At 65.8% G+C, this 22,580-nt stretch carries 23 protein-coding genes; 14 read left to right on the forward strand and 9 right to left on the reverse strand.

From position 1 onward, the window contains the following. Nucleotides 1-316: 316 nt before the first annotated feature. Complete coding sequence (locus tag ACZLHH_RS22070; RefSeq protein ID WP_180845055.1) at nt 317-2,746, reverse strand: DUF3772 domain-containing protein; 2,430 nt, start codon at nt 2,744-2,746, stop codon at nt 317-319. Nucleotides 2,747-2,833: 87 nt separating this feature from the next. After that, a complete protein-coding gene (locus ACZLHH_RS22075; RefSeq protein ID WP_049422925.1) occupies nt 2,834-3,082 on the reverse strand; it encodes a hypothetical protein in 249 nt (82 codons plus the stop codon). A gap of 182 nt (nt 3,083-3,264) precedes the next feature. On the opposite strand from ACZLHH_RS22075, the gene ACZLHH_RS22080 reads away from it, so the two are divergent. The 3 genes from ACZLHH_RS22080 to ACZLHH_RS22090 all read left to right on the forward strand — a co-directional run bounded on the left by ACZLHH_RS22080 (nt 3,265) and on the right by ACZLHH_RS22090 (nt 5,590). Continuing rightward, nucleotides 3,265-3,759 (forward strand): lipocalin family protein, encoded by a 495-nt coding sequence (locus tag ACZLHH_RS22080; protein ID WP_153854710.1) that lies wholly within the window; start codon nt 3,265-3,267, stop codon nt 3,757-3,759. Nucleotides 3,760-3,772: 13 nt separating this feature from the next. Beyond that, nucleotides 3,773-4,981, forward strand: coding sequence for an NAD(P)/FAD-dependent oxidoreductase (locus tag ACZLHH_RS22085; protein ID WP_180845056.1), 1,209 nt, complete (start codon nt 3,773-3,775; stop codon nt 4,979-4,981). Between the two features lie 126 nt (nt 4,982-5,107). After that, nucleotides 5,108-5,590 carry a hypothetical protein gene (locus ACZLHH_RS22090; protein ID WP_049400799.1) on the forward strand — a complete coding sequence of 161 codons (483 nt, stop codon included), beginning with the start codon at nt 5,108-5,110 and terminating at the stop codon, nt 5,588-5,590. Nucleotides 5,591-5,718: 128 nt separating this feature from the next. On the opposite strand, the gene ACZLHH_RS22095 is transcribed toward ACZLHH_RS22090, so the two are convergent. Next, nucleotides 5,719-6,153: a PepSY domain-containing protein gene (locus ACZLHH_RS22095; RefSeq protein ID WP_125894255.1), complete on the reverse strand. Its 435-nt coding sequence runs from the start codon at nt 6,151-6,153 to the stop codon at nt 5,719-5,721. 151 nt (nt 6,154-6,304) lie between these two features. On the opposite strand from ACZLHH_RS22095, the gene ACZLHH_RS22100 reads away from it, so the two are divergent. The 3 genes from ACZLHH_RS22100 to ACZLHH_RS22110 are packed head-to-tail and all read left to right on the forward strand — an operon-like array spanning nt 6,305 to nt 8,570. After that, entirely contained in the window at nt 6,305-6,595 is a 291-nt protein-coding gene (locus ACZLHH_RS22100) for a PepSY domain-containing protein (RefSeq protein ID WP_005411366.1), read from the forward strand. After that, nucleotides 6,595-7,254 (forward strand): response regulator transcription factor, encoded by a 660-nt coding sequence (locus tag ACZLHH_RS22105; RefSeq protein WP_180845057.1) that lies wholly within the window; start codon nt 6,595-6,597, stop codon nt 7,252-7,254. Before ACZLHH_RS22100 ends, ACZLHH_RS22105 begins: the two co-directional genes overlap by 1 nt. Continuing rightward, nucleotides 7,251-8,570 (forward strand): sensor histidine kinase, encoded by a 1,320-nt coding sequence (locus ACZLHH_RS22110; protein WP_180845058.1) that lies wholly within the window; start codon nt 7,251-7,253, stop codon nt 8,568-8,570. The genes ACZLHH_RS22105 and ACZLHH_RS22110 overlap by 4 nt, the downstream gene beginning before the upstream one ends. Before the next feature lie 639 nt (nt 8,571-9,209). Here ACZLHH_RS22110 and ACZLHH_RS22115 read toward each other — a convergent pair. Together ACZLHH_RS22115 and speA are read right to left on the reverse strand one after the other, a co-directional pair. Next, nucleotides 9,210-9,530 carry a DUF6122 family protein gene (locus ACZLHH_RS22115; RefSeq protein ID WP_005411369.1) on the reverse strand — a complete coding sequence of 107 codons (321 nt, stop codon included), beginning with the start codon at nt 9,528-9,530 and terminating at the stop codon, nt 9,210-9,212. 43 nt (nt 9,531-9,573) lie between these two features. Beyond that, nucleotides 9,574-11,463, reverse strand: coding sequence for an arginine decarboxylase (gene speA, locus ACZLHH_RS22120; protein WP_012512349.1), 1,890 nt, complete (start codon nt 11,461-11,463; stop codon nt 9,574-9,576). 191 nt (nt 11,464-11,654) lie between these two features. Between speA and speE the strand changes: the two genes are divergently transcribed. After that, nucleotides 11,655-12,506: a polyamine aminopropyltransferase gene (speE, locus tag ACZLHH_RS22125; RefSeq protein ID WP_032127130.1), complete on the forward strand. Its 852-nt coding sequence runs from the start codon at nt 11,655-11,657 to the stop codon at nt 12,504-12,506. 113 nt (nt 12,507-12,619) lie between these two features. Here speE and ACZLHH_RS22130 read toward each other — a convergent pair whose 3' ends face one another. After that, on the reverse strand, nt 12,620-13,525 hold the full coding sequence (locus ACZLHH_RS22130; RefSeq protein WP_024957655.1) for an aspartyl/asparaginyl beta-hydroxylase domain-containing protein: 906 nt from the start codon (nt 13,523-13,525) through the stop codon (nt 12,620-12,622). A gap of 436 nt (nt 13,526-13,961) precedes the next feature. Here ACZLHH_RS22130 and ACZLHH_RS22135 point away from each other — a divergent pair, with 436 nt between their 5' ends. Continuing rightward, nucleotides 13,962-14,621 carry an RIO1 family regulatory kinase/ATPase domain-containing protein gene (locus ACZLHH_RS22135; protein WP_032127129.1) on the forward strand — a complete coding sequence of 220 codons (660 nt, stop codon included), beginning with the start codon at nt 13,962-13,964 and terminating at the stop codon, nt 14,619-14,621. Between the two features lie 132 nt (nt 14,622-14,753). Here ACZLHH_RS22135 and ACZLHH_RS22140 read toward each other — a convergent pair whose 3' ends face one another. Next, on the reverse strand, nt 14,754-15,092 hold the full coding sequence (locus ACZLHH_RS22140; protein WP_005411374.1) for a P-II family nitrogen regulator: 339 nt from the start codon (nt 15,090-15,092) through the stop codon (nt 14,754-14,756). A 155-nt stretch (nt 15,093-15,247) separates the two neighbouring features. On the opposite strand from ACZLHH_RS22140, the gene ubiK reads away from it, so the two are divergent. Then, a complete protein-coding gene (ubiK, locus tag ACZLHH_RS22145) occupies nt 15,248-15,499 on the forward strand; it encodes a ubiquinone biosynthesis accessory factor UbiK (protein ID WP_049421110.1) in 252 nt (83 codons plus the stop codon). A gap of 126 nt (nt 15,500-15,625) precedes the next feature. Next, nucleotides 15,626-16,060: an NAD(+)--rifampin ADP-ribosyltransferase gene (gene arr, locus ACZLHH_RS22150; RefSeq protein ID WP_180844602.1), complete on the forward strand. Its 435-nt coding sequence runs from the start codon at nt 15,626-15,628 to the stop codon at nt 16,058-16,060. A gap of 261 nt (nt 16,061-16,321) precedes the next feature. Here the strand turns inward: arr and ACZLHH_RS22155 are convergent, their stop codons facing one another. Next, nucleotides 16,322-16,699: a hypothetical protein gene (locus ACZLHH_RS22155; protein WP_180844603.1), complete on the reverse strand. Its 378-nt coding sequence runs from the start codon at nt 16,697-16,699 to the stop codon at nt 16,322-16,324. Between the two features lie 75 nt (nt 16,700-16,774). Next, complete coding sequence (locus ACZLHH_RS22160; RefSeq protein ID WP_180844665.1) at nt 16,775-17,377, reverse strand: DUF998 domain-containing protein; 603 nt, start codon at nt 17,375-17,377, stop codon at nt 16,775-16,777. A gap of 644 nt (nt 17,378-18,021) precedes the next feature. Here ACZLHH_RS22160 and ACZLHH_RS22165 point away from each other — a divergent pair. The 4 genes from ACZLHH_RS22165 (at nt 18,022) to ACZLHH_RS22180 (ending at nt 22,504) form a co-directional block, all read left to right on the forward strand. Continuing rightward, nucleotides 18,022-18,378, forward strand: coding sequence for a hypothetical protein (locus ACZLHH_RS22165; RefSeq protein WP_180844604.1), 357 nt, complete (start codon nt 18,022-18,024; stop codon nt 18,376-18,378). Between the two features lie 52 nt (nt 18,379-18,430). Then, nucleotides 18,431-19,021 carry a cold-shock protein gene (locus tag ACZLHH_RS22170; protein WP_258014077.1) on the forward strand — a complete coding sequence of 197 codons (591 nt, stop codon included), beginning with the start codon at nt 18,431-18,433 and terminating at the stop codon, nt 19,019-19,021. A gap of 100 nt (nt 19,022-19,121) precedes the next feature. Further along, nucleotides 19,122-19,784 (forward strand): imm11 family protein, encoded by a 663-nt coding sequence (locus ACZLHH_RS22175; RefSeq protein WP_197573013.1) that lies wholly within the window; start codon nt 19,122-19,124, stop codon nt 19,782-19,784. 41 nt (nt 19,785-19,825) lie between these two features. Beyond that, nucleotides 19,826-22,504 (forward strand): XVIPCD domain-containing protein, encoded by a 2,679-nt coding sequence (locus ACZLHH_RS22180; RefSeq protein ID WP_180844607.1) that lies wholly within the window; start codon nt 19,826-19,828, stop codon nt 22,502-22,504. Nucleotides 22,505-22,580: the final 76 nt, after the last annotated feature.

Below are 22,580 nucleotides of genomic sequence, written 5' to 3' on the forward strand. Positions count from 1 at the left end.
GGTCTGTTGGACATGCCGATGGGGTCAGATCCGTTTTCCGGAGGAAAACGAATCTGACCCCAGATTGATTTCGATATCCGACAGACGTGTCGACCAAGGTCGACACCTACCGACAGCCGCAGGAATCTGTCAGAGGTGGGGCGGTGTCGGAGTGCGGGGTGTCAGCCGCATGGATGCGGCTGCCAAGCCTCCATGGACGGATTTACGGCGCCCCCGCACTCCGACATCGCCCCGCCATCCCACGGAATGCACGCTGTTGCTGTTGCCTTCGCTCCGGCTCGTAGCGGGTGCAGGGCGCAGCCCTGCAAAGAAACCCCTACTCCTGCGGATCGCGGGTGATGTGGATGTCGGTCGGGGTCGACAGCGGAATGTTCCGCTCCGCCAGGATCTGCAGCAGGCTGAAGTACAGATCGCTGCGGGTGGCATACACCTGCCGCGGGCTGGCCACGTACGCGAAGCTGTTGATGGTGATCTGGCCACCGGCAATGCTGTCGATGTAGACCGTCGGCGCCGGCTGCTTCAGCACGTTGGTGTGTGCGGTATACGCATCCAGCAGCGCCTGCCGCAGGTTGCCGACATCGGTGCTGGGGGGCACCGCGAACTGGATCTGGATGCGGCCCTGGTTGTTGCCCATCGTCATGTTGCGCACGGTCTTGGTGACCAGCTCGGAGTTGGGCACGATCAACGTCGACTTGTCGCCCACCTGGATCTCGGTCGAACGCAGGCTGATGCGGCGGATGTCGCCCTCCTGGTCGCCCAGCTTCACCCAGTCGCCGATCTTCACAGGACGCTCGGCCAGCAGGATCAGGCCGGAGACGAAGTTCTGCGTGATCACCTGCAGGCCGAAACCAATACCCACCGACAGCGCGCTGACCAGCAGTGCCAGTTTGCTCAGCTGCAGGCCCATCGCGCTCAACGCCCAGATCACCGCGATGATGATGCCGACGTAGCGGGCAACCGTACTGACCGAATTGCGTGCGCCCAGGTCCAGTTCGGTCTTGGGCAGATAGGTGTCGGTCAGCCAGCGCTGCACCAGCTGGGTGATCGCCAGGCCGGCCAGCAGCGCCAGTACTGCCATCACGATCCCCGCCGGTGCCAGCTTGGTGCCACCGATATCGAATCCGGTCGTGAACAGTGAAGTGAATCGCTCCACTACTGCGCCGATGTTGCCGAACGGCGCTACCAGGGCAAGCAGCGTGAGCAGCACGACCACGGTACGCAGAACCGCCGACAGCAGCACGCCGGCCTGCTCCAGCCGCGACACGCTCAGGCCGGTACTGAGCAGGATGGTCTGACCCACCTTGCTGTCGGCGTTGAGCATCCACGTGCTCAAGTCATCGACGAACTTGAACAGCAACGTCGCCGCCAGCACCACGATGCTGCCGCCGATCAGCTGCTGGTTCACGAATTTGGCGAAGTTCAGATAGCCCATCAACGTCGCGACGATGGCGGCCACCACCGCGACATTGCCCGCCACGCGCGCCAGCACCAGCCAGCTGCTGCGGCGCACCGGTGTGGCCGCGCCCACGCCATCCGCCTGCGCCTCCAGCTTGGCCTCGGCCTCGGCGGTCTGCCGGCGATGCAGGCGCGCCAGCGTCACCAGCATGGCCATGATCAGGCCGAGATAGGTCAGCGCAATCAGGCCATCCAACGCCACCGTGGTGACGTCGCTGGTACGCGTGGCCTGATCGAGGGCCACCAGCACCGTGCTCAGCCAGGCAAGCGCCGCCGCGCCCCACGCGTACTTGCGCAGCTTGAGCGCGGCGGTGTCATCCAGATTCAGCAACCGCCACGACGGCCGCTTGGGAACCAGCATGCAGGCGCTGAGTGCCGCAATGAACGCAGCGCGGAACGTTGCGGTCTCCAGCCCGTCGGCCACCACCTGCAGGCGCGGCGCGATGGCATCGATCGCATCAAGCGCTGCCATCAGCACAACCACGGCATAGCCAGGCAGCAGCGTGCCCACCAGCAGCAGCCACATGGCCAGGCCGGAACGGCGCAGGCGACCGTCCGGCGCGCGCTCGGACTCCGCAAAGCGCCGCCCCAGCCTGCGCAGCCACAGCCGCAGCGGGAACATCATCACCAGCGCGGCCACCAGGCCCAGCAACGGCGTGCCCCAGCCATTGACCCGCATGCCGGCGACGAAGGTTTCGCGCGCCTGCTCTGCCAACGGCGCGACGCGTGCGATATCGATCGGCAGGCGTTCGGCAACCTTGCTCCACAGTGCCGGCGACAACGGCGAGGCGACCTTCTTCCCCATGTCTTCGGCGCGTTGCGCAGTGCGCTGCTGGTCGATGTCGGCTGCCAGCTGCTGGGCACGCACGGCACTGGTCTTGGCCTGTGCTACGGACGCGGCCAGGCCGTCGCGTTGTTTGTTGATGCTGCGCCGTTGCGCCGCCAGTTCGGGCGGCTCGGTGGTGCCCTCGGCAGGCGTGCCCAGCTGCGCCAGTTGTTCGTCGAGGCGGACGAGCTGTGGCTGCAGCTCCTTTTCCAGCGCCTCGGCGTCACGCCGTACCTGCGAGGCATTCTCGGACAGCATCGCCAGCGTCTCGATGGCAGCCGCATCACCACGCTTGCGGTCGACCTCCTTCAGCTTCGCATCGATATCTGCCAGCTGCTGCTTCGGCGTGGGCGCATCATCCTGCGCCAGCACCGGCGCGGACAGCAGGAAGGCGCTGCACAGCAGCAGGGCCAGCCAAGGGCCCCGTGCACGGATCGATCGCAGGAAAGAAGACAAGCCAGCCACACCGGTTCGCGCGGACCACCGCGCCTGCGCGCGACTATACGGCAGAGGCGGTCAAGGGCGGATGGGCGGCCCTGGCAACGTCGAGCATCAGTACTTCAGCCGCAGCTCTTCCACGGCCGGCTGCTGCAGCGCGTACCAGTCCTGGAACTCTTCCTCGGTGATCTCATCGGGCGCATACACCGCCACCGGGTGCCAGTCGTGGTCGGTCGGCAGCGGCTGGCGCGGGCCGGCACGCAGGCTGTAGGCCACGCCTTCGTAGTCGACCAGGTCATCGACCTGCGGCCACTGTTCGCGTGCGAACGCGGATTCACTCTTCAACAGGATCACCTGGTACATCGGCACCTCCACCTCGGTTGGATCAGGAAAACACGGCGCTGGCAGCAGGATACCGCCACGCCGGTGACAACGGGCGCTCCGCCGGGGCGACGGAACGTTCTGGACACGGCCATCGCCCCGGCTTCACCCGCCCATGGCAAGGCCATCGGCATCGTGGAGGCCCACCCCTGCCACGACTGCCGATGACCGAACACCCGCCGCTGAAGACCGTCGCCGACCTCAAGCTGCCCCGCTACCTGGGCACCTGGTACGAGATCGCGCGCCTGCCGATGCGCCATGAACCGGAAGGCTGCACCGACGTGTCGGCGCACTACACCCTGCTCGACAACGGCAACGTCGGCGTCACCAACCGCTGCCGTATGGACGGCGAGGTCGAGGAAGCCACCGGCGAGGCCTGCGCCGTCGACAACGACAGCGCGCGCCTGGAGGTGAGCTTCCTGCCCAAGGGCCTGCGCTGGCTGCCGTTCGCCAAGGGCGACTACTGGGTGATCCAGGTCGCGCCGGACTACAGCGTGGCACTGGTCGGCAGCCCCGATCGCAAGTACCTGTGGCTGCTGGCCCGCGAGCCGCGCCTGGACGCGACCGTGCAGGACCATTATCTGGCGGCCGCCCGCCTGCAGGGCTTCGATCTGTCCGAACTGATCCAGACCCCGCATACCGGCCAGCCCACGGCCTGATCAGCACACGGCCATGGACCTGAAGAGCGGTTACCCCTGGAGGGCGATACGCAATGGATTGATCCAGGCGTTTCCGCCATTGGAAAAGGATCTGCGCTGCGACGTACTGGTGGTCGGTGGCGGCATCACCGGTGCGCTGATTGCCGACGAACTGTCCCGTCATGGCCACGACGTGGCGGTGATCGAGCAGCGCGACATCGGCTGGGGCAGCACCGCCGCCAGCACCGCGCTGCTGCAGTACGAGATCGATACCCACCTGCTGGAGCTGACCGAGCGCTACGGGCAGGACGCCGCCGCGCTTGCCTATCGGGCGTGTGCCGAGGCGATTCCGGCCCTGGGCGACGTGGCTCGCGGCCTGAAAGACGTTGATTTCCAGCGCATGGACAGCCTGTACCTGGCCAGCCGCCATCGCGACGTGCCGCGCCTGATGGCCGAGGGTGAGGCGCGGCGCGGCATCGGTCTGGATGCCCGCTGGCTCGGCCCGGAGGCACTGCAGGAACGCTTCGGCGTGGACGCCGGTGGTGCCCTGCTCACGCGCCAGGCGGCACGGGTCGATCCCTATCGCCTGACCTATGGGTTGCTGCAGCGCGTGCGCTGGCGCGGCGGCAATGTGCATGACCGTACAGTACTGCACACGCTCACGCCCAGCGCGCGCGGGGTAACCGCCCTCACCGAGGGCGGCGCCACGATTCACGCCCGCCATGTGGTGCTGGCAATGGGCTATGCCAACCAACGCTGGCTGCAGCAGCGCGTCGCACGTAACCGCAGCAGCTACGCCTTCATCACCGACCCGATCGATGCGGACGTGCTGGGCCGCCTGCGCAACACGATGGTGTGGGAGAGCGCACGCCCGTACCTCTACCTGCGCGCCACCGGCGACCGCCGCCTGCTGGTGGGCGGGCTGGACGACGCCATCGACATCCCCGCCCGCCGCGATAGGCGCGTAGAGCGCAAGGCCGACAAGCTGATGAAACAGCTCCAGCACTGGTTCCCGCGGCTGGATCCGGTGCCCGCCTTCTCTTGGGCCGGCACCTTCGCCGAAACCGCCGACGGCCTGCCGTTCTTCGGCCCGCACGATCAGTGGGGGCCACGGGTGCATTTCGCCATGGCCTACGGCGGCAACGGCATCACTTATTCGATGATCGGCGCCCAGCTGCTGCGGGCCCGGATCGAGCGGCGCAGGCATGCGCTGGAAGGGCTGTTCGGGTTCGGGCGGCTCTGACCTGCAGCCAGGCATGGCCTGGCTCTACCCCAATCCGGCGCCGACAGGCATCATTCAAGCAACCCCTGCTAGCGTCGGCCTGTACCGCCGCGTGTTGCGTGGCCACCTGTCCGCTGGAGCGCCGTCATGATCCGCCCCCTGACCCTGCTGCTGTGCCTGGCCCTGCCGGGAACCGTGCTGGCCCAGTCCGCCGCTGGCGCCACCGCGCCGCAGGCCGCCGGCCTGGACCTGACGCTGCCGCAGGCGCCGATGCGCTACCTCAACGACCCGGCCCTGCAGCAGGACCCGCCGGGCACGTACTACGGTGACAAGAGCGGCCCGCGCGTGCACGACGACGCGAAGATCGCCGACGTCACCGACGACAAGGTCAAAGTGTCCGGCAGCTTCACCACCGGCATCGGCTATTCCAAGAACGGTGGCAACAGCCACTACAACGCCGCCACGCTGAACCTGAGCAAGAACTACACCACTGATGAGGGCAAGACCCACGGGGTCAACGTCAACATCCACGTGAGCGAAGGCAAGGGCCCGGGCTTCTACGGCCCGTACGGCGGCTACTACGGCCGCGGCCCGGGCTATTGGGATTACCCGCCGCCGTTTGGCTGGTAAGCGCCGCGTCGGGCCTGGGCCGACCAGGGTCGGCCGCTACCGCTGCACGTGTCCGGTAGGTGTCGACCTTGGTCGACACGCTTTCTCCCCGTGTGCCGGCCAGCGGCCGGCACCTACCGGCACGCGAATCAATCCAGCCAGCCATCGCGCTCGCTGTGCAGGATGCGGCCGTCATAGCCGCTCAGGCGCACCTCCACTTTCTGGTTGCGGGCATTGCGCGCTTCCAGCGACCAGGTCGCACCATCGCGTTCCAGCGAATGGATCTCGCGCAGGCCATGCGCCTGTGCCCGTGCCAGCACCTGCTCGGTGGTCAACAGCGCGCGGCCGCTGTGCTCGTCGAAGATCTCGCCGGTCTTGGGGTCAACGTAGACCTCGCTGAAGCGGCCATCGGCGCGGCTCACGTCAGCCTCCCACAGGCCATCATCGCGTTCGATCTCGTGGATCTGGGTGTAGCCGGCCTTGCGCAGGGTCTGTTCAACCTGGGCCATGCCCAGCGGTGCAGCCTGTGCGGCCGGTGCGATGGCCAGCAGAGCAACAGTGGCGAGGGTGAGCGACTTCAACATGGGGGTTCTCCTGTTCGTGTTCGTGGCCGGACCATCCCGGCAACGCCACAATGCACCCCGTGGTTAACAGCTCCTTAGCCGGCACTGTTAGCCAGCTGTTAGCCAGCCCCGGCACACTCACGCCTGTTCCTACAGCCCGCCCTGCGCCCCGATGCTCTCCACCCTGCCCCTGCTGCTGGCCCTGGCCAGCGCCCCGACCGCCGCCGCACCGGCACAGGACCCGGCGCAGCAGGTCGCGCGCCGCGCCGTGCAGCAGGGCCGCTACGTGCCGTTGGAAAGCGTGGTGCGCGATGCGCTCAAGCGCTTTCCGGGCCAGCTGCTGGAAGTGGAGCTGGACGACGGCGTCTACGAAGTGGAGATTCTGCGCGGCGACGGCGTGGTAGTGGAGCTGGACTATGATGCGCGCAGCGGAAAGCTGCTGAAGACGGAGCTCGACGACTGATGCGCATCCTGTTGGCCGAAGACGATGCCGCGCTGGCACAGCGCCTGCTGCCCCTGCTGGAGCAGGCGGGCTACGTGGTGCACGTGGTTGCCGACGGCCGCCAGGCTGAGGAGATCGGTCAGATCGAAGACCTGCAGGCCGCCATCGTCGACCTGGGCCTGCCCGGATTGGACGGACTGAGCGTGATCGAGCGCTGGCGCGGCAACGGCCGCAGCTTTCCGGTGCTGGTGCTGACCGCACGCGGGCGCTGGCACGACAAGCTGGCTGGGTTCGATGCCGGTGCCGATGACTATCTCACCAAGCCATTCCAGGCCGACGAACTGGTGCTGCGCCTGCGCGCACTGATCCGTCGCAGCCACGGCCACGCCAGCCCGCGCCTGCACTGCGGCCCGCTGCAGCTGGACGTCAACGCCGGCCGCTTTGAACTGGATGGGCAGGCGCTGTCGCTGAGCCCGCAGGAGTTCCGCCTGCTCAGCTACTTCATCCACCACAGCGGCCAGGTGATCGGCCGCGACCGGCTGGGTGAACAGGTGTTCGACTGCGGCCATGACCCGGACTCCAACGCACTGGACGTGCTGCTCGGGCGGGTGCGCCGCAAGCTCGGCATCGATCTGATCCAGACCGTACGCGGCCAGGGTTGGCGGCTGGCCGCGCCGTGAGCCGGCAACCCTCGCTGCGACGGCGCCTGCTGCTGGCTGGCGGTGTCGGCCTGCTGCTGGTCTCGCTGCTGGCCAGTGCACTGCTGGGCGAACTGTTCAAGCGCAGCGCGCGCGATCGCTTCGACCATGAACTGCAGCAGGACATGCTGACCCTGCTGGCGCAGGCCGAAGTGGATGCGGACGGACAGCTGCGCCTGCGCCAGAAACCGAATGACGCACGCTTCCAGCGCGTGTTCTCAGGTGCTTACTGGCAGATCGCCGGCGCCGATGGCCGCGTACTGCTGCAGTCGCGCTCGCTGTGGGATGAAACCCTGCCCGTCACAGCCAGCGGGCCGGCCACGCGCAATCTGAGTGGGCCGCTGCAGCAATCCCTGCGCGCACGCGTGCAGCAGGTGCGCCTGCCACGCGCCAACGAACCGTTCGTGGCCGTGGTTGCCACCGATCGCAGCGCGCTGGATGCAGACGTTGCCGCGTTCCGCCAGCGTACTGCCATCGCGCTGGGTGTGTTGGTCGCGGCGTGGCTGGCGGTGCTGGCCAGCCAGGTGCACTTCGGATTGCGTCCATTGCATCGCCTCGGTGCACAGCTGGAACGGGTGCGGCGCGGCGACGCGCAGCGCATCGATACACAGGGGCTGGGTGCGGAGGTCGCACCGCTGGGCGAGGAGCTCAACGCGCTGCTGGAGCATCAGCAACGCATGGTCGCGCGCGCGCGCACCAGTGCACAGGATCTGGCGCATGCGCTGAAAACCCCGCTGAGCGTGCTGGCCACTGAGGCCGACGGCGACGGCGCGGACTGGCGCGCCACCGTACGCGAGCAGAGTGCGCGTATGCAGGCCAGCGTCGACCGTTACCTGGCCGCAGGGTTGGCCGCCGACCATCGCCAGCGCACCGACGTGGCGGCAGTCGCACAGGCGATGTGCCGGCTGATGGCACGCGTGCATGGCGAACGTGGCATCACGTTCACGGCGGCTGGTATCGATCCGGCACTGCAGTTCGCCGGTGCCAGTGCGGACCTGGAGGAGATGCTGGGCAATCTGCTGGACAACGCCGGCAAGTGGGCGAAGCAACAGGTGGACGTCACTGCAGACTCCAGCGAAGGGCAGTTGCGCATTGAGGTACGCGACGACGGCCCCGGGCTGGCTGCAGACGCGCTGGAACAGGTCACCCAGCGTGGCGTGCGCCTGGATGAGCGCGAGGGCAGCAGTGGGCTGGGGTTGGCGATTGTCGGGGATATCGCCGCCAGTTATGGCGGACGCGTGGCGCTGGAAAATGCGCAGCCCGGCCTGCGTGCGACGTTGTGGTTGCCGGTGGCGTGAGGCGGCCAACCTGACGGCGGGTAGTGCCGGCCGCTGGCCGGCAACCACGTGGTCACCGGGAACGCCGTTCGCCGTGCACCCGGTAGGTGTCGACCTTGGTCGACACGCATCAAAAGCGCCGACCAAGGTCGGCATCTACCAAAGCAGTGCATCGGTTCCGTCGGCCATCGTGCACCCGGTAGGTGTCGACCTTGGCCAACCCAACGGCGGGTAGTGCCGGCCGCTGGCCGGCAACCACGTGATCACCGGGAACGCCGTTCGCCGTGCACCCGGTAGGTGTCGACCTTGGTCGACACGCATCAAAAGCGCCGACCAAGGTCGGCATCTACCAAAGCAGTGCATCGGTTCCGTCGGCCATCGTGCATCCGGTAGGTGTCGACCTTGGCCAACCCAACGGCGGGTAGTGCCGGCCGCTGGCCGGCAACCACGTGATCAACGGGAACACCCTGCGGAAGCCGGCCAGCGGCCGGCTCTACCAAGCGCCAACCCGACCGGTCGCCGTGCACCCGGTAGGTGTCGACCTTGGTCGACACGCATCAAAAGCGCCGACCAAGGTCAGCATCTACCAAAGCAGTGCATCAGTTCCCTCGGCCATCGCGCCCCCGGTAGGTGTCGACCTTGGTCGACACGCACCCAGCATCAACGGTGATGCATCCACCAGCAATCAATCGCGTCCAGCACGATGTGGATGATCAAACCGATACCGAACAACCGCGTCTTCTTCGGCACGCACAGCCCCGCATAGACCGCGATGGCCGGTGCGGTGTGCAGCGGATGAAAACCGATGCTGCAGCGGTTCGGTGCATAGATCGGATCAGCCAGCAGATGATCCAGGTCGATGATCCAGCCCAGCAGCATCAGCAGCCACGCCGAGGCGAAGCGCTTGCGCCAGAACAGCCATGCCAGCAGGGCTGGCACGGCGGCATGCAGGAACAGGTGGAAGATCGCGCGCGCGCTCATCGGGACCGGAAGCGCCGGGCCATGCCCGGCGTTCCCGTTGACCTCAGACCAGCGGTTCGTCGGACAGGTAGGTGTAACCGGTCAGGCCGGCTTCCAGCGCCTCCGACAACTCCTGCGCGCGTTCCGGCGACAGCTGCGCCTCGGCCACGCGCTGTGCGTAGGTGGCACGCAGTTCGTCCAGGCGGTAGCCCACGTAATCCAGCATCACATCGGTGGTGTCGCCACGGCGCTGCTGGGTGATGGCATAGCCATCGGCATCGGCCAGCACTTCCACCGCGTCGGTGTCGCCGAACAGGTTGTGGATGTCGCCCAGGATTTCCTGGTAGGCGCCCACCATGAAGAAGCCGATGCGGTAGCTCTCGCCCGGCTTCATCTTGTGCAGCGGCAGCGAGCTGTCCAGGCTCTCGTTCTCGACATAGGTTTCCACCATGCCGTCCGAGTCGCAGGTCATGTCGGCGATGATGCCGCGGCGGTCCGGGGTTTCGTCCAGGCGCTCGATCGGGACGATCGGGAACACCTGGTCGATCGCCCACACGTCCGGGATCGATTCGAACACGCTGAAGTTGACGAAGTACTTGTCGACCAGGCGCTCGTTCAGTTCGTCCAGCACCGGGCGATGGCTCTTCTCGTCGTAGCTCAGGCGCGCACGCACGCCGTGGGCGATGGCGTAGAACAGATCGTCGATGCGCGCACGCTGCGGCAGATCGATCTGGCCCAGCGCGTAGCTGGCCAGGCCTTCGGCGTGGAAGTGCTGTGCTTCCTGGAACAGCTCCACCGCCGGGCGCACGTCCAGCTCGTCGTGGATCTCGCGCAGGTGGCGGATCGCGGCCGGCTCGTCGTCGTGTTGGTCCGGCACGCGGCCTTCCTGCGCCTCTTCCACTTCCGAGACATTGGCGATCAGCACCGCGTGGTGCGCGGTCATCGCGCGGCCGCACTCGGTAACGATGCGCGGCGGAGTCAGGCCGAACTCTTCGCAGGCATTGGCCAGCGGCTGCACGATGTTGCTGGCGTAGGAATGCAGGCCGTAGTTGATCGAGCAGAAGCTGCGCGAACGGGTGCCTTCATAGTCCACGCCCAGGCCACCGCCCACATCGACGTGGGTGATCTTCGCGCCCAGGCGCGACAGCTCCACGAAGTAGCGGGTGGCTTCGCGCATGCCGTTGGCGATGTCGCGCACGTTGGAGATCTGCGAGCCCATGTGGAAGTGCAGCAGGTTCAGGCAGTCGGCATACTCGGTGTCACGCAGCGACTTCCACAGGTCCAGCAGCTGGCGCGGCGACAGGCCGAACTTGGCCTTGTCGCCACCGCTGTTCTGCCACTTGCCGGCGCCCAGCGAGGCCAGGCGCATGCGCACGCCCAGGCCCGGCTTCACATCCAGCGCCTTGGACTCTTCCAGCACCAGCTTCAGTTCGGACGGCTTCTCGATGACGATGAAGGTCTGCAGGCCCAGCTTGCGGCCGATCAGGGCCAGGCGGATGTACTCGCGGTCCTTGTAGCCGTTGCAGACGATCAGGCCGCCCGGGCGCGACAGCGCCAGCACGGCCATCAGTTCGGGCTTGCTGCCCGCTTCCAGGCCGAAGCCTTCGCCGTGGTGGCTGGCCAGGGTGCCGGCCACGCCGCGGGTCTGGTTGACCTTGATCGGGTACACGGCGGTGTAGCCGCCGCTGTATTCCCAGTCCTGCTGGGCCTGGCCGAAGGCCGCCTGCAGCTTGCCCAGGCGCTGGCCGAGGATGTCCGGGAAGCGCACCAGCAACGGCAGCTTGGCGCCGGCCGCACGCGCCGCGTCGACCACCTTGGGCAGCGACACCACCGGGCCGTCCGCCCCGGTCGGTCTCACCACCATGTGCCCGGCCTGATCCACGTCGAAGTAACCGTCCGCCCAATGCGGGATCGAGTAGGTCTTGCGGGCTTGGTCGAGGGACCAATCGGTCATTTCAGTCGGCCTTGTTGGCAATAAAAGGGGGGGCATGATAACGCCTATATGCCCACAGGTTCGTTATCATGCGCGCCCGCGCCCGTGACAGGTTCCAACCTGAACGGGCCGATCCGTCCGGATGTGGCATCTGTGCCACGCGGCCCCGCCCGCCAGCCCGGCTTCACCCCTCCGAACAGGACTGTTTTCAAATGACTGACAGCAACAACTGGTACATCGAGCACTTCGAGCGCACCGGCTCGGCCATCGGCTACCGCATCACCGGCAAGCTGGACGAGGTGCAGTCGCCGTTCCAGAAGATCGAGATCTTCCAGACCACCGACTGGGGCAACCTGATGACCATCGACGGGGCCATCATGCTGACCAGCAAGGACAACTTCTTCTACCACGAGATGATCAGCCACCCGGTGCTGTTCACCCACGCCGCGCCCAAGCGCGTGGTGATCATCGGTGGCGGCGACTGCGGCACCCTGCGCGAAGTGCTCAAGCACACCGGCGTGGAGAGCGTGACCCAGTGCGATATCGACGAGCAGGTCACGGTGATGGCGCGCAAGCACTTCCCGGAACTGTGCGATTCCAACGACGACGCCCGCGCCGAGCTGCTGTTCGACGACGGCGTGGCCTACATGGCCAACTGCCCGGCCGGCAGCGTGGACGTGGTGATCGTCGATTCGACCGACCCGGTCGGCCCCGGCGAAGGCCTGTTCAACAAGGCCTTCTACGAGAGCTGCTTCAAGGCCCTGAAGGACGACGGCATCCTGGTGCAGCAGTCCGAGTCGCCGCTGATGCAGCTGGACCTGATCAACGAAATGCGCACCGAGATGGGCAAGGCCGGCTTCGGCTCGTTCAAGACCCTGCCGTTCCCGCAGCCGTGCTACCCCACCGGCTGGTGGAGCGTGACCATGGCGCGCAAGGGCGACAGCAGCTTCGACTTCCGCCAGGCCGACTCGGCCGCCAAGACCTTCAACACCCTGTACTACACCGCCGCGCTGCACACCGGCGTGCTGGTGACCCCGCCGTTCGTGCAGGCGGCACTGAAGTAAGGCGTGCCGACCCACGGTCGGCACCTACCCAAAGAAAAACCCGCGCTGGCGACAGCGCGGGTTTTTTCATGTTGCGGTAGTGCCGGCCGCTGGCCGGCAACCGCATGTAACGATCAAAGCGCCCAGATACCGGCGATCACCGCCACCACCAAGCCCCACTTGATCAACTGGTAGGCCACCACGCTGCGCTCGCGCAGTGCCTTGGCCTTCAGGCGCACCTTGTAGACGCTGCCGAAGGCCTTGTTGACGCCACCGGTCGGGTCACCCGGCAGATTCGGCGAGGCACCACCGGCCAGCAGCGTGGCCGCCACCGCGCGGTTGAACAGACCCGGCAGGCCGAAGCGCAGCGGTCGGGCGATGTCGCAGAACAGGATCACGCGGTCATCCGGCGTCTCGTTGTGCGCGTGGTGGATGTAGGTCTCGTCGAACATCATCCACTCGCCGTCGCGCCAGCTCTTCTTGATGCCGTCCACTTCGATGTAGCAGCCGTCGTTGTTGGGCGTGGCCAGGCCCAGGTGCAGGCGGAGCGAACCGGCGAAGGGGTCGCGGTGCGGGCGCAGTTCGCTGCCCGACGGCAGCTGCGCGAACATCGCCGCGCGCACATCCGGCAGCGACTCCAGCAGCGCGGTGGTCTTGGGGCACATCGCCTTCGCCGACGGATGCGACGGGCCATACCACTTCAGGTAGAAGCGCTTCCAGCCACGGCGGAAGAACGAGTTGAAGCCGGCGTCGTTGAACGTGCTGGACGCAGCGATCTTCTGTGCATCGCGCAGCGCCAGCGCCTCGTCGCGGATCATCTGCCAGTTCTGGCGCAGCGGCTCCAGCTGCGGGAATTCCTTGGCCGGGTCCAGGAACGGCGTGGTCGGCACCTTCGAGAACATGTACATGACCACGTTGATCGGGGCCATGAAACTGGAGTGGTCCAGCAGCTGGCGCGACCAGCGCGCGCGGACCTTGCCACGGAAGTGGATGTACAGCACGCAGGCGACGAACAGCGCTGCAATGACGATTTTGATGATCAAAACACTTTCCTCCAGCCGCAGCCGGAACGGGAATCAGGGCGATGCACGGCCGGACGGCCAGCACCGGTGGGGACCGCGGCAGGGGACGGGGACGTGCCAGGAAGGGGCGGCCGCCGATGTCGCGAATTAACAGCTTATGGTCGGCAGGCCGTGCGTCGGGGTCAAGCTGGACGTGCGTGACGTTCAGCGGGCCGCGGATGAACGAAGTGGAGCGAAACGCAACCTATTGATTCTGAAAGAACCACCGGCCAAGTGAGACAGAATTGTCCGATTGGGCGCGACGAACTGTTCCAGCCACGACCCCGACATTTCTCCGACAAATCGTGGAATAGCGAACTGGCGAGTACTAAAATTAACGAAAACTTAGTAACTCCCTGTAACACCGGTTCGCTTGACGCTTTGCGCCACCCACCGGGTCGTCCGAGACCCCGACATGTATCTTCCTGCTCTCCCCCCCTCCTCCTGCGGCGATGACGCCGCCACCCCGCTGCTGCTCAAGCGCGGCGAACGCTTCCTGGCCCCCGACGTCTACCGTACCTGCCTGGACGGGCGCGAGGCGGTCATCAAGGACTATTCCCGCTACCGCGGAACTCCCGTTTCACTGATCGCGCGGCTGATGGTGCGCCGTGAGGCCCGCATGCTGCAGCGCCTCGGCGGCTGGAAGCATGCCCCCGCGCTGCTCGGCACCCTCGGTGGCCTGGCGCTGGGCATGGAGTTCATTCCCGGCCAGACCCTGAGCACCGCACAGGCCGTTGGCAATGAAGTATTCGAGCAGCTGCAGCACGCGCTCAGCCGCCTGCACGCCGCCGGCATCACCCACAACGACCTGCATGGCACCAACGTGGTGGTCAGCAGCGGCGTACCGGTGCTGCTGGACTTCACCTCGGCCTGGCGGGCCCCGCGTTGGCTCCGCCGCAACCCGCTGAGCCGCCAGATGCGCCGCAGCGACATGAAGAACCTGCTGAAGATCCGCCAGCGCGTGACCGGCCAGGCGCCGAGTGCCGCGCAGGCCGCACTGGTGGCCGACCCGGGTTGGGTGGCCGCCGTGCGGCAGGGCTGGAAGCGGTTCTATAAGTGGGCGAAGCGCCGGTAAGCGCTTTGCTTTGGTAGGGGTCGAGCTTGCTCGACCGCTTTACCGCTCCTTGTAGAGTCGAGCCATGCTCGACTGCTCTTCCTGCATCGCGCGAAATGCAGTCGAGCATGGCTCGACTCTACAGAAACCGGGTTACAACGCGTCCGCGTCCAGTTCACCGGTACGAATACGCACCACGCTGCCCAGGTCGTACACGAACACCTTGCCGTCACCAATCTTCCCGGTCCCGGCGGCCTTCACGATGGCCTCAACCACCGCCTCAACCTGGTCATCGGTCACCGCCACTTCCAGCTTCACCTTCGGCAGGAAATCGACCACATACTCCGCGCCGCGGTACAGCTCGGTATGACCCTTCTGGCGACCAAAGCCCTTCACTTCCGTCACCGTGATCCCGGTGACCCCACGCTCGGCCAGCGCTTCGCGCACGTCGTCGAGCTTGAACGGCTTGATCACCGCCATGACCATCTTCATCGTCTATCTCCTGTCTTCCGGCGTGGAGGATAGCGCCTGAACGCGGCCCGTGCGAAGCCGCTGCCGCCTGTCCGGGCGATGGGTGCCAGCAGTATCCTTGTGCCCGAATGGCCTGCCCGCGCCGGATGCACGGGCCCACCCCCACGGAGCACCCCATGATCGACCTGAACCACATCGATGACCTCGCCCGTCGCCTCAGCGACCTGGTGCCGCCGGGCCTGCGCGAATCGCGCGAGGAACTGCAGGCCACCTTCAAGAGCGCGCTGCAGGCCGGCCTGGCCAAGCTCGACCTGGTCACCCGCGAGGAGTTCGAAGTGCAGCGCGCCGTGCTGCTGAAGACCCGCCAGAAGCTGGACGCGCTGGAAACCGCCGTGCGCGAGCTGGAAGGGCGCGGCGCCGCAGAATGAAAAAAGGAGGCGCACCGCGCCTCCCGTTTACAGATTATTTCCCGGATGGGGCCTTGCAGCAAGGCCCACCGGGCGCCCTAGACTCGCCGGTCTGTCGATCCGGCAGGACAAGCAGGGGCAGCAGCGATGGCGCAGGACACCGAATGGACACCCGTTTCGCATGACACCTGCGACCAGGTTGCCGGGCCGTTCTATCACGGCACCCGCGCTGATCTGGCGGTGGGCGAACTGCTGAGCGCGGGCTTCAGGTCCAACTATCGCGACAGTGTGGTGATGAACCACATCTACTTCACCACGATTGCCAAGGGCGCCGGGCTGGCTGCGGAGATCGCCCGCGGTGAAGGGCGGCCGCGCGTGTATGTGGTGGCGCCGACCGGGCCGTTTGAAGACGATCCGAACGTGACCAACAAGAAGTTTCCCGGGAACCCGACGCGGTCGTATCGGAGTGCGCAGCCGTTGCGGGTGGTTGGGGAGATTGTGGAGTGGGAAGCCTATGACGCGGAGTTCGTTCTGCAGTTGAGGGCGTTTGTTGCTTCGGGGAGTGGGGAGATCATCAATTGATGGAGGAAGACGCCGACGGGGCACGTCGGCGTCTTCCTATCAACACGCTCGTGTGGCCCTTATCCGCGAATCGTGCCACACGGCATCTCATCCTCCAGTCGTCTCATCGCGGCGACCACACCGGTATCACCTCAATCCGCAGGCTGTCCCTGGTCAGGGCAACCGATTCCGGATGAATCACCACTCCGCCCGGCTTCCCGTGTCGAACCCGCCGATTCCTTCTGCCGAGGAATCCGAAGATGCCAGCACCACCATCAGCACCTAGCTGGAGCGCATCATCGACCCAATGACGAACGCCGCAGTCAGGCCCGCCCAGGACAGTACCGCCACGACAATCAGCAACACCTTCCGATGCATCGCCTGCGCCTCGTGCCGATAGCGCGCCTTGCGGTCGTACGGCCTGATCAGCCCGAACAGCTCGCCAGGGACGGTCAGCGCTCCCAGCAGCAACAGGGCAAGCATGCAGAACCCGAACAGCGTTCCAACGTCGCCCACCCGGGCGGCGTCGGTTGCGGCATCGGAATGACCGGCAAGGGCTTCGAAGAACGTCCCGACCCAGCCGGCCAACAGCCCGGCCAGGATCCCGACGAACCCCAGATGGCTGAAAAGATGCACCCAGAAGCGGGCTGGAAGTTTCATCGCGTGAGGTCCTTCATCCAGTCAGAAGTAGTGGGCCGGCCACCAATTGAACACATCAACCCGCATGTGTGCCCATCAGTGCACGAGGTGCGTCTTCAGCTCGTTGGAATCCCTGCGCAGCAGGTACAACGCAACCAGGAATGGCCACAGCGAGTTGATTGACGAGAACAAGCGCTGGGTCAGTCCCCGGTACCCCTCAGGGTCCGCTCCCACCACGTTCAACCAGAGATAGACAATGCCCGCGATGCTCACCAAAGCAGTCACGGCGTAAGCCCTTCGGTTGGCCGACCACGCACTCAATTCGATGTGCGACATTGCCGGTGCAATGATGTTGGCGATACCGATGGTGTAGAAGCCGTGCATCGGATGGCCCATGGGCCAGAGCCCGTTGGTCAGCATGGAAATGCCAAAGACCAACCAGCAGATTGCACCTACGGCAATCCGGCGGCCGGACTCCCGCCATACCCCAATGGAGAACGCCACGAAGCCCACACCGGAGCCAATGGCAGCAATCCTGGCGCAGATGCTTGCGAGCGTCGGCGCCTGCAGCAGCTCGCTGGCGTGCTGTGCAAGCGGGTTGTAGCCCGGCGAGAACACGGCGGCAACGCTGGTCCAGAACAGGAACCATGGAAGCGGGACCAGACCCGCGCAGAGAAGCAGTCGGCTGCGGCGTGACACGTACGGTGGTCCTTCTTTGGCCTGCATCAGTGGGTGGAATCCAGACGAGCGCTGCAGAACCTTCCTACTGCGGGCAGGACGATCGCGAGTGACTACAGTTGTAGTCAGATTGCGCGCCGCACTCGGTAGGTTCAATAGGCAAGAAGTCATTCAAACCATCCAGCGGGTGTCGCAGCGGTTCGGTTGCATGAGCGATCACACATGTCCGATGGGCGAGTGCTGTCGCATTTGCCGCGCCTTGCATTTCTTACGGAAGGTTCTGTCGACTCCGTTCCAGAAGTGCCGTTCCGCCTAGCACGCCAAGGCTCTCGCCGCTTCCGGTGCTATGCGACAATGCCAAAAGCGTCTCGGGTTTTGGCGGCATTGACCCCTACCCGTTGGCATTCCGCACAACAGCAGGTAATCGTTACTGCGCCACCGTGCATCGGTGGCCGGGACTCGAAAACCCGTTGTTGTGATGAAGTTTGCGCTTGCCAGCCGGCATCACCTTGCGTGGTGCCGGCTGGCAATCCGTCTGCCGGCTATGGCGGGCGGGGCGTGGGGGCCTCGTGCCCACCGGCGATCATCACACACCGGTTTTCGAGCCACGCCCTGTCCGCCACCTTTATCGGTGGCGGCTTCTGCCTGCATGCACGGAGCCCGCCATGACCACGCCGCACTCCCCGCCCCCACGCCCGATCCAGGAAGCGCCGTCACGCGCTCCGGCCCCGGACCCCAACAGCCTCATCGCCATCCTGCACGCCATCGGCGCGGGCGCTGCGGCCGACGGACAACCCTGGCCCGAGCGGCATCACCTGCGCAGCCGGCAGATTCAGTTGTCCGACGCCGACTGCGCACTCACCGGACAGCGCATCGTGCAGGAGATCCTGCTGGCGGCCGAGCGCACGCGCCAGAACGGTGAGCCCGAGCAGTACGTGGGCGACCGGGTGATGGAGGGGCTGGTGATGGCCGATCTGGCGCTGACCGCCTTCATCCACGAGCGGATGCGACCCAAGGCCTGAGCGCGCTTATGGCGCTGGGTTTTCTGCCTGTGTGCGGGGGTGACGAATGAAGATGCACGGCCTGGCCGCTGCAGCGGTGTGCATCGCGGTGATCGGCGCGATGTGGGTGGAGTGGCCCGAGCCCGCCGGTGATCAGGTGTGGGCCTACCAGAAGCTGCAGCCGGCCGATTACCGGTTGTTGCACAGTGATGCGCTGGGCTTCGTGACCGCGAAGGCCCACGAGGGCTTTGAACTGCACGCGCGCCATGCCAGGGCGACGTCCTTCGAGATCCGGTGCAAGGGCGTTGTGGTGATGGACGTGGAGAACGCGCCGTCGCGCGTGCTGATCCGCATGCCTGCCGATGCCCGCTGGCGGGCGCCAGATATTGAGCGCCTGCGCATCAGCTTCGAGCGCTGGCTGGATCTGCACCAGAGCCAGGGGCGGTTGCTGGTGGAAAGTGCGGGGCCTTCGTGGGTTGAGGCACGGCTTGGGCGCCTTGACAGGTCGGTGCCTGATGACCAGCGCTGCGTGTTCAGGGACCCAGGCCACCCTCGGCTGGAATCTCCCTCGTCATTCCGCCTATCCAGCAGACCATTGCAGGCAGTGGAAGGAATGGCAGCATCATCCTCGGCATTGTTCCGAAATCCCAAAAGAGCCGCGTGAACCACGTGCCCCCGGCACCGTTTCGGCGCAACTTGTGGCTGCGCAGAAGCCCCGCTAGCATCGGCTCAACGGCTTTTCCCGTTCTGCCCCTGCATCCATGATGGAAGCCCCCGTGACCGAACCGACCGCCACCGAAGTTTCAGCCGAAGCCGCATCCCACAAGGGCGAATTCTTCCTGATCGACGCAGGCTTGCTGAGCAACGGCGGGGTTCCCGGTATAGAGATCGCCAACGAAGACAAGCTGATCGATCCGGGGATGAATGTCATCTCGCGTCCTGATGGAACGCCAGGCCAGTATCCGGAGCGCCCCCACCTGGTTCATGTGCCCGAGAAGGGCGCAATGCCACGCGATCTGGAAGAGCTCGCTGGCATCTGGATTGTGTCGGAGCCGCTGAAGCAGCTGTTTGAGCAGATGGACCCCCAGGCGTTTGCCTTTGTGGCCTGCGACTTCAGCCTTGCTGACGGCAGCCCCGGCCCTCAGTACTACCTGGGCAATGTGCTGCGCAGGCTCGATGCCCTGGATGAAGCCGCTTCCCGCGTGAGGATCAAGCTCGACCACAATTATCAGACCGGCGAGGACGAGAAGCTCTACAGCCTCGTCGGCGGAGCGAGCCTGGTGTTCAAACAGGATGTTGTGGGAGATGCCCATATCTTCCGCCAGGATCGCATGGGAGCACCACCCATCTGCGACCGCGCGATGTTTGATGCTTTGAGTGCAGCCAACTTCTCCGGCGTACGGCTGCGCGATGTAGCCGACATCTAGCAAGCGCTCTTTCAAACGGATTCTTGAATGAGGTGGTGCGCATGGCCGACACACCGGTTTTTCAGGGACACCATCTGATCGAACAGATTGCGTTCGAACAGAGCCCGCTGCTGAAGTCGCTTGCCAGGAGTGGTCATTTCGCGCTCCACGGACCCGACAACATTCTCAACCTGCCCGCGAGCCCTGCGCTGGCGACCAGGCTGAGTATTTCGCCACACTCAGGCGGCCCATTGAGTGCGTACTCGGATCAACTGAAGTTCGTTCTCGACGACCTCGCGGAAACATCCGATGGCCGAGCCTTGCTGTCGAAGGAGACTCCGCCGGACGTGCGGGCCGCCGCGGCCGAGCGTATGGGTGCCCGCATCCAGAACCTCGAACATACCCTTCGCGCCGGCATCCTCAACGGCGACCTGGTCACCAACACGCCCGAGAACATGACCCCGGCGGAAGCCAACGCCAAGGTCCGCACCTTCTTCTCTGATCTGGACGGCTACCAGCGTACCCACGCCGCGCAGATTGCGGAACTGAAGACGCTCAATCCGTCCGAGTTGCGCTGGCGCGGCGTCACCCAGTCCGAAGGCAACGTGAGGTTGGCGCTGGATGCTATCGACGAACCCGGCAACTCCACCTTGAGCGAGCGCTGGGGTGGCCGCGCATCGTTGGGCACCGCCATTCAAGAGGCCAATCAAGGCGGCCGCCTGCCGTTGAGCGAGCACACCGCTGCCCGCGTACGCACTGCGTTCAACCCGGAAATGCCACTGACCATCGTGCGCCCTGGCCCAGCAACCACAGCTCCGCAACTGGCTGGCACTGCAGGGCGAGCGGGTGCTGCGGAAGGTGCCGCCGAAGCGGCTGCCGCCGCGCGCGGACAGATCACCGGCGGGCGCGTACTCGGTGCCGCGGGCGTCGCCGCGCTGGCCGTGGACTTCGCCATCACCGGCCACCGCGTGGCCGAGTTGCGCAGCGAGGGCAACGATGCCGGCGCAAAATCAGCTGCCACCCACTTCGTGGGGCGTACCGCGGGCGGCTTCGGCGGCGGTTTCCTGTTGGGCGCAGGGTACGGCGTCGTTACCGGCTCGTGGACCGGACCAGGTGCGCTGGCTACCGGGCTGTTGGGCGGCGTGGCCGGTGGCTTCGCCGGTGAGTACTGGGCCCAGTACCAGGACAAGAAAGCCGTCTACACCCAGGTGGACCGCAGCGGCAACGAATGGAGCCGCGACCCGGAGGATGCAAAGGGCACCTGGAGCCGCAGAGTGCGCACGCCGCAACCCGACGGAAGTTACCGCGAGACCACGATGGTCGCCGGTGGCCGGCTGGTGGATGAGCTGAACTACAAAGCCGCCAACGACTCCTATTCGCTGGGCATGGCCAACCTGCCCAAACCGCAGAACCCCTTCAAGCTGGATGCAGGCGGCGAGAGCACGCCGCCACGCGAGCCGTTCGAAACCAACCGCCACTATGTGCGCAACCCGCACAACGGCGAATGGAACCTCTCCATCCACGCAGTGATTGATGGACGCGTCCCGTTGGACTACAGCGTGTCGGTCAGCCCGGAAAAGGCCGGCCAGCTGGAACTGGAGTCGCAGCGCATCATTGCCCAGAACGCCGCAAACACGCCGGAGGCGCTCGCCGCGCGCTACCAGGTGGCGTTCAACCAGTACAACTGGCATGAATTTGCCACCATCGAGCCGGTGCCGGAGGTGATCGCCAACGCGCAGACCCAGACGCAGCCCTTGCGCGCTTCCAACGGCGAGAAGTACACGCAGGACGCCAACGGGCAGTGGCACACCCCGGGCTGGGTGTATGGCACCAACCCGGCCGAGGGCAGCATCATCGAGGAGCTCAATCGCACGCGTCAGAGCCAGCAGGCCGGTGTGCAGGAGCTGAATTCCATGGCGGACATTGCCCGGGCCAATCCCACGCCAACCGAGTACGGCTTGCGCAGCCAAGTGGTGGACGCCTACCGAAGCGCCGGCATTGAGCGAAACGCAGAAGAAATTGATGACGCTGTAGCCGCTGTTGCCCAGGATCACGCACGCACCGTGCCCAGCTTTGGCACCTTCATGCTGCAGGTACAGAAGGATGGCTCGCTGGCCACCTTGGCGGGGAAGGATGACGAGCGCATGCAGATCGTTTCCGTTACCACGCCAGAGGAGATTGCTCAGGCACACGTGCGGCGCACGACCTCAGAACAAGAGCAGCAACCTGCGGGCGTCGCACCGGACGCACCTTCGCCACACGCCTCCAGGCCTGCCACCCAGCACGACGCTGACGTAGACCGAGACCAAAGCTCGGTCCTGCGTCCGGATGGCAGCAGGCTGCTGGAGCAGTTGCGCTCGTCGGTAGCCATGCTGGATGAAAAGAACAACAAGCCGTGGGACCAGAGCAGCGACCGCCTGCTGGCCAGCGCCTACAGGCTTGCGGCAGACGCCGGGTTCAAGCCTGGCGACAAAGTAGACATGGCATTGAGTGAAGCCACCGAAACCCGTGCTGCGGGTACTACGCTGTTCGTGACGCGCTCCGGGCCGGGCGCGTCCTCGGACCCCGCCGCCAACCGGGTGCAGATGCCAACACAGGACGCCCTGGCGATCGCACCGGAGCAGCAGTATGCAGCGGCCAACCGGAGCCTCGACGCTCAGGATCGGGAGCAGTCGCAGCAGCTGGCGCAAGCGCAGGAGCGGCAGCAGGAAGAGAGCCGGCAGGGACCGCGGATGGGCTGATGGCAGCGGTTCTGGCTGATCAACGTCGATCCACTTGATACCGGGCGAGTTCCGGCGCTCACATTGCAGAGACTGG

Source organism: Stenotrophomonas sp. 28608_Sma (genome assembly GCF_056486185.1).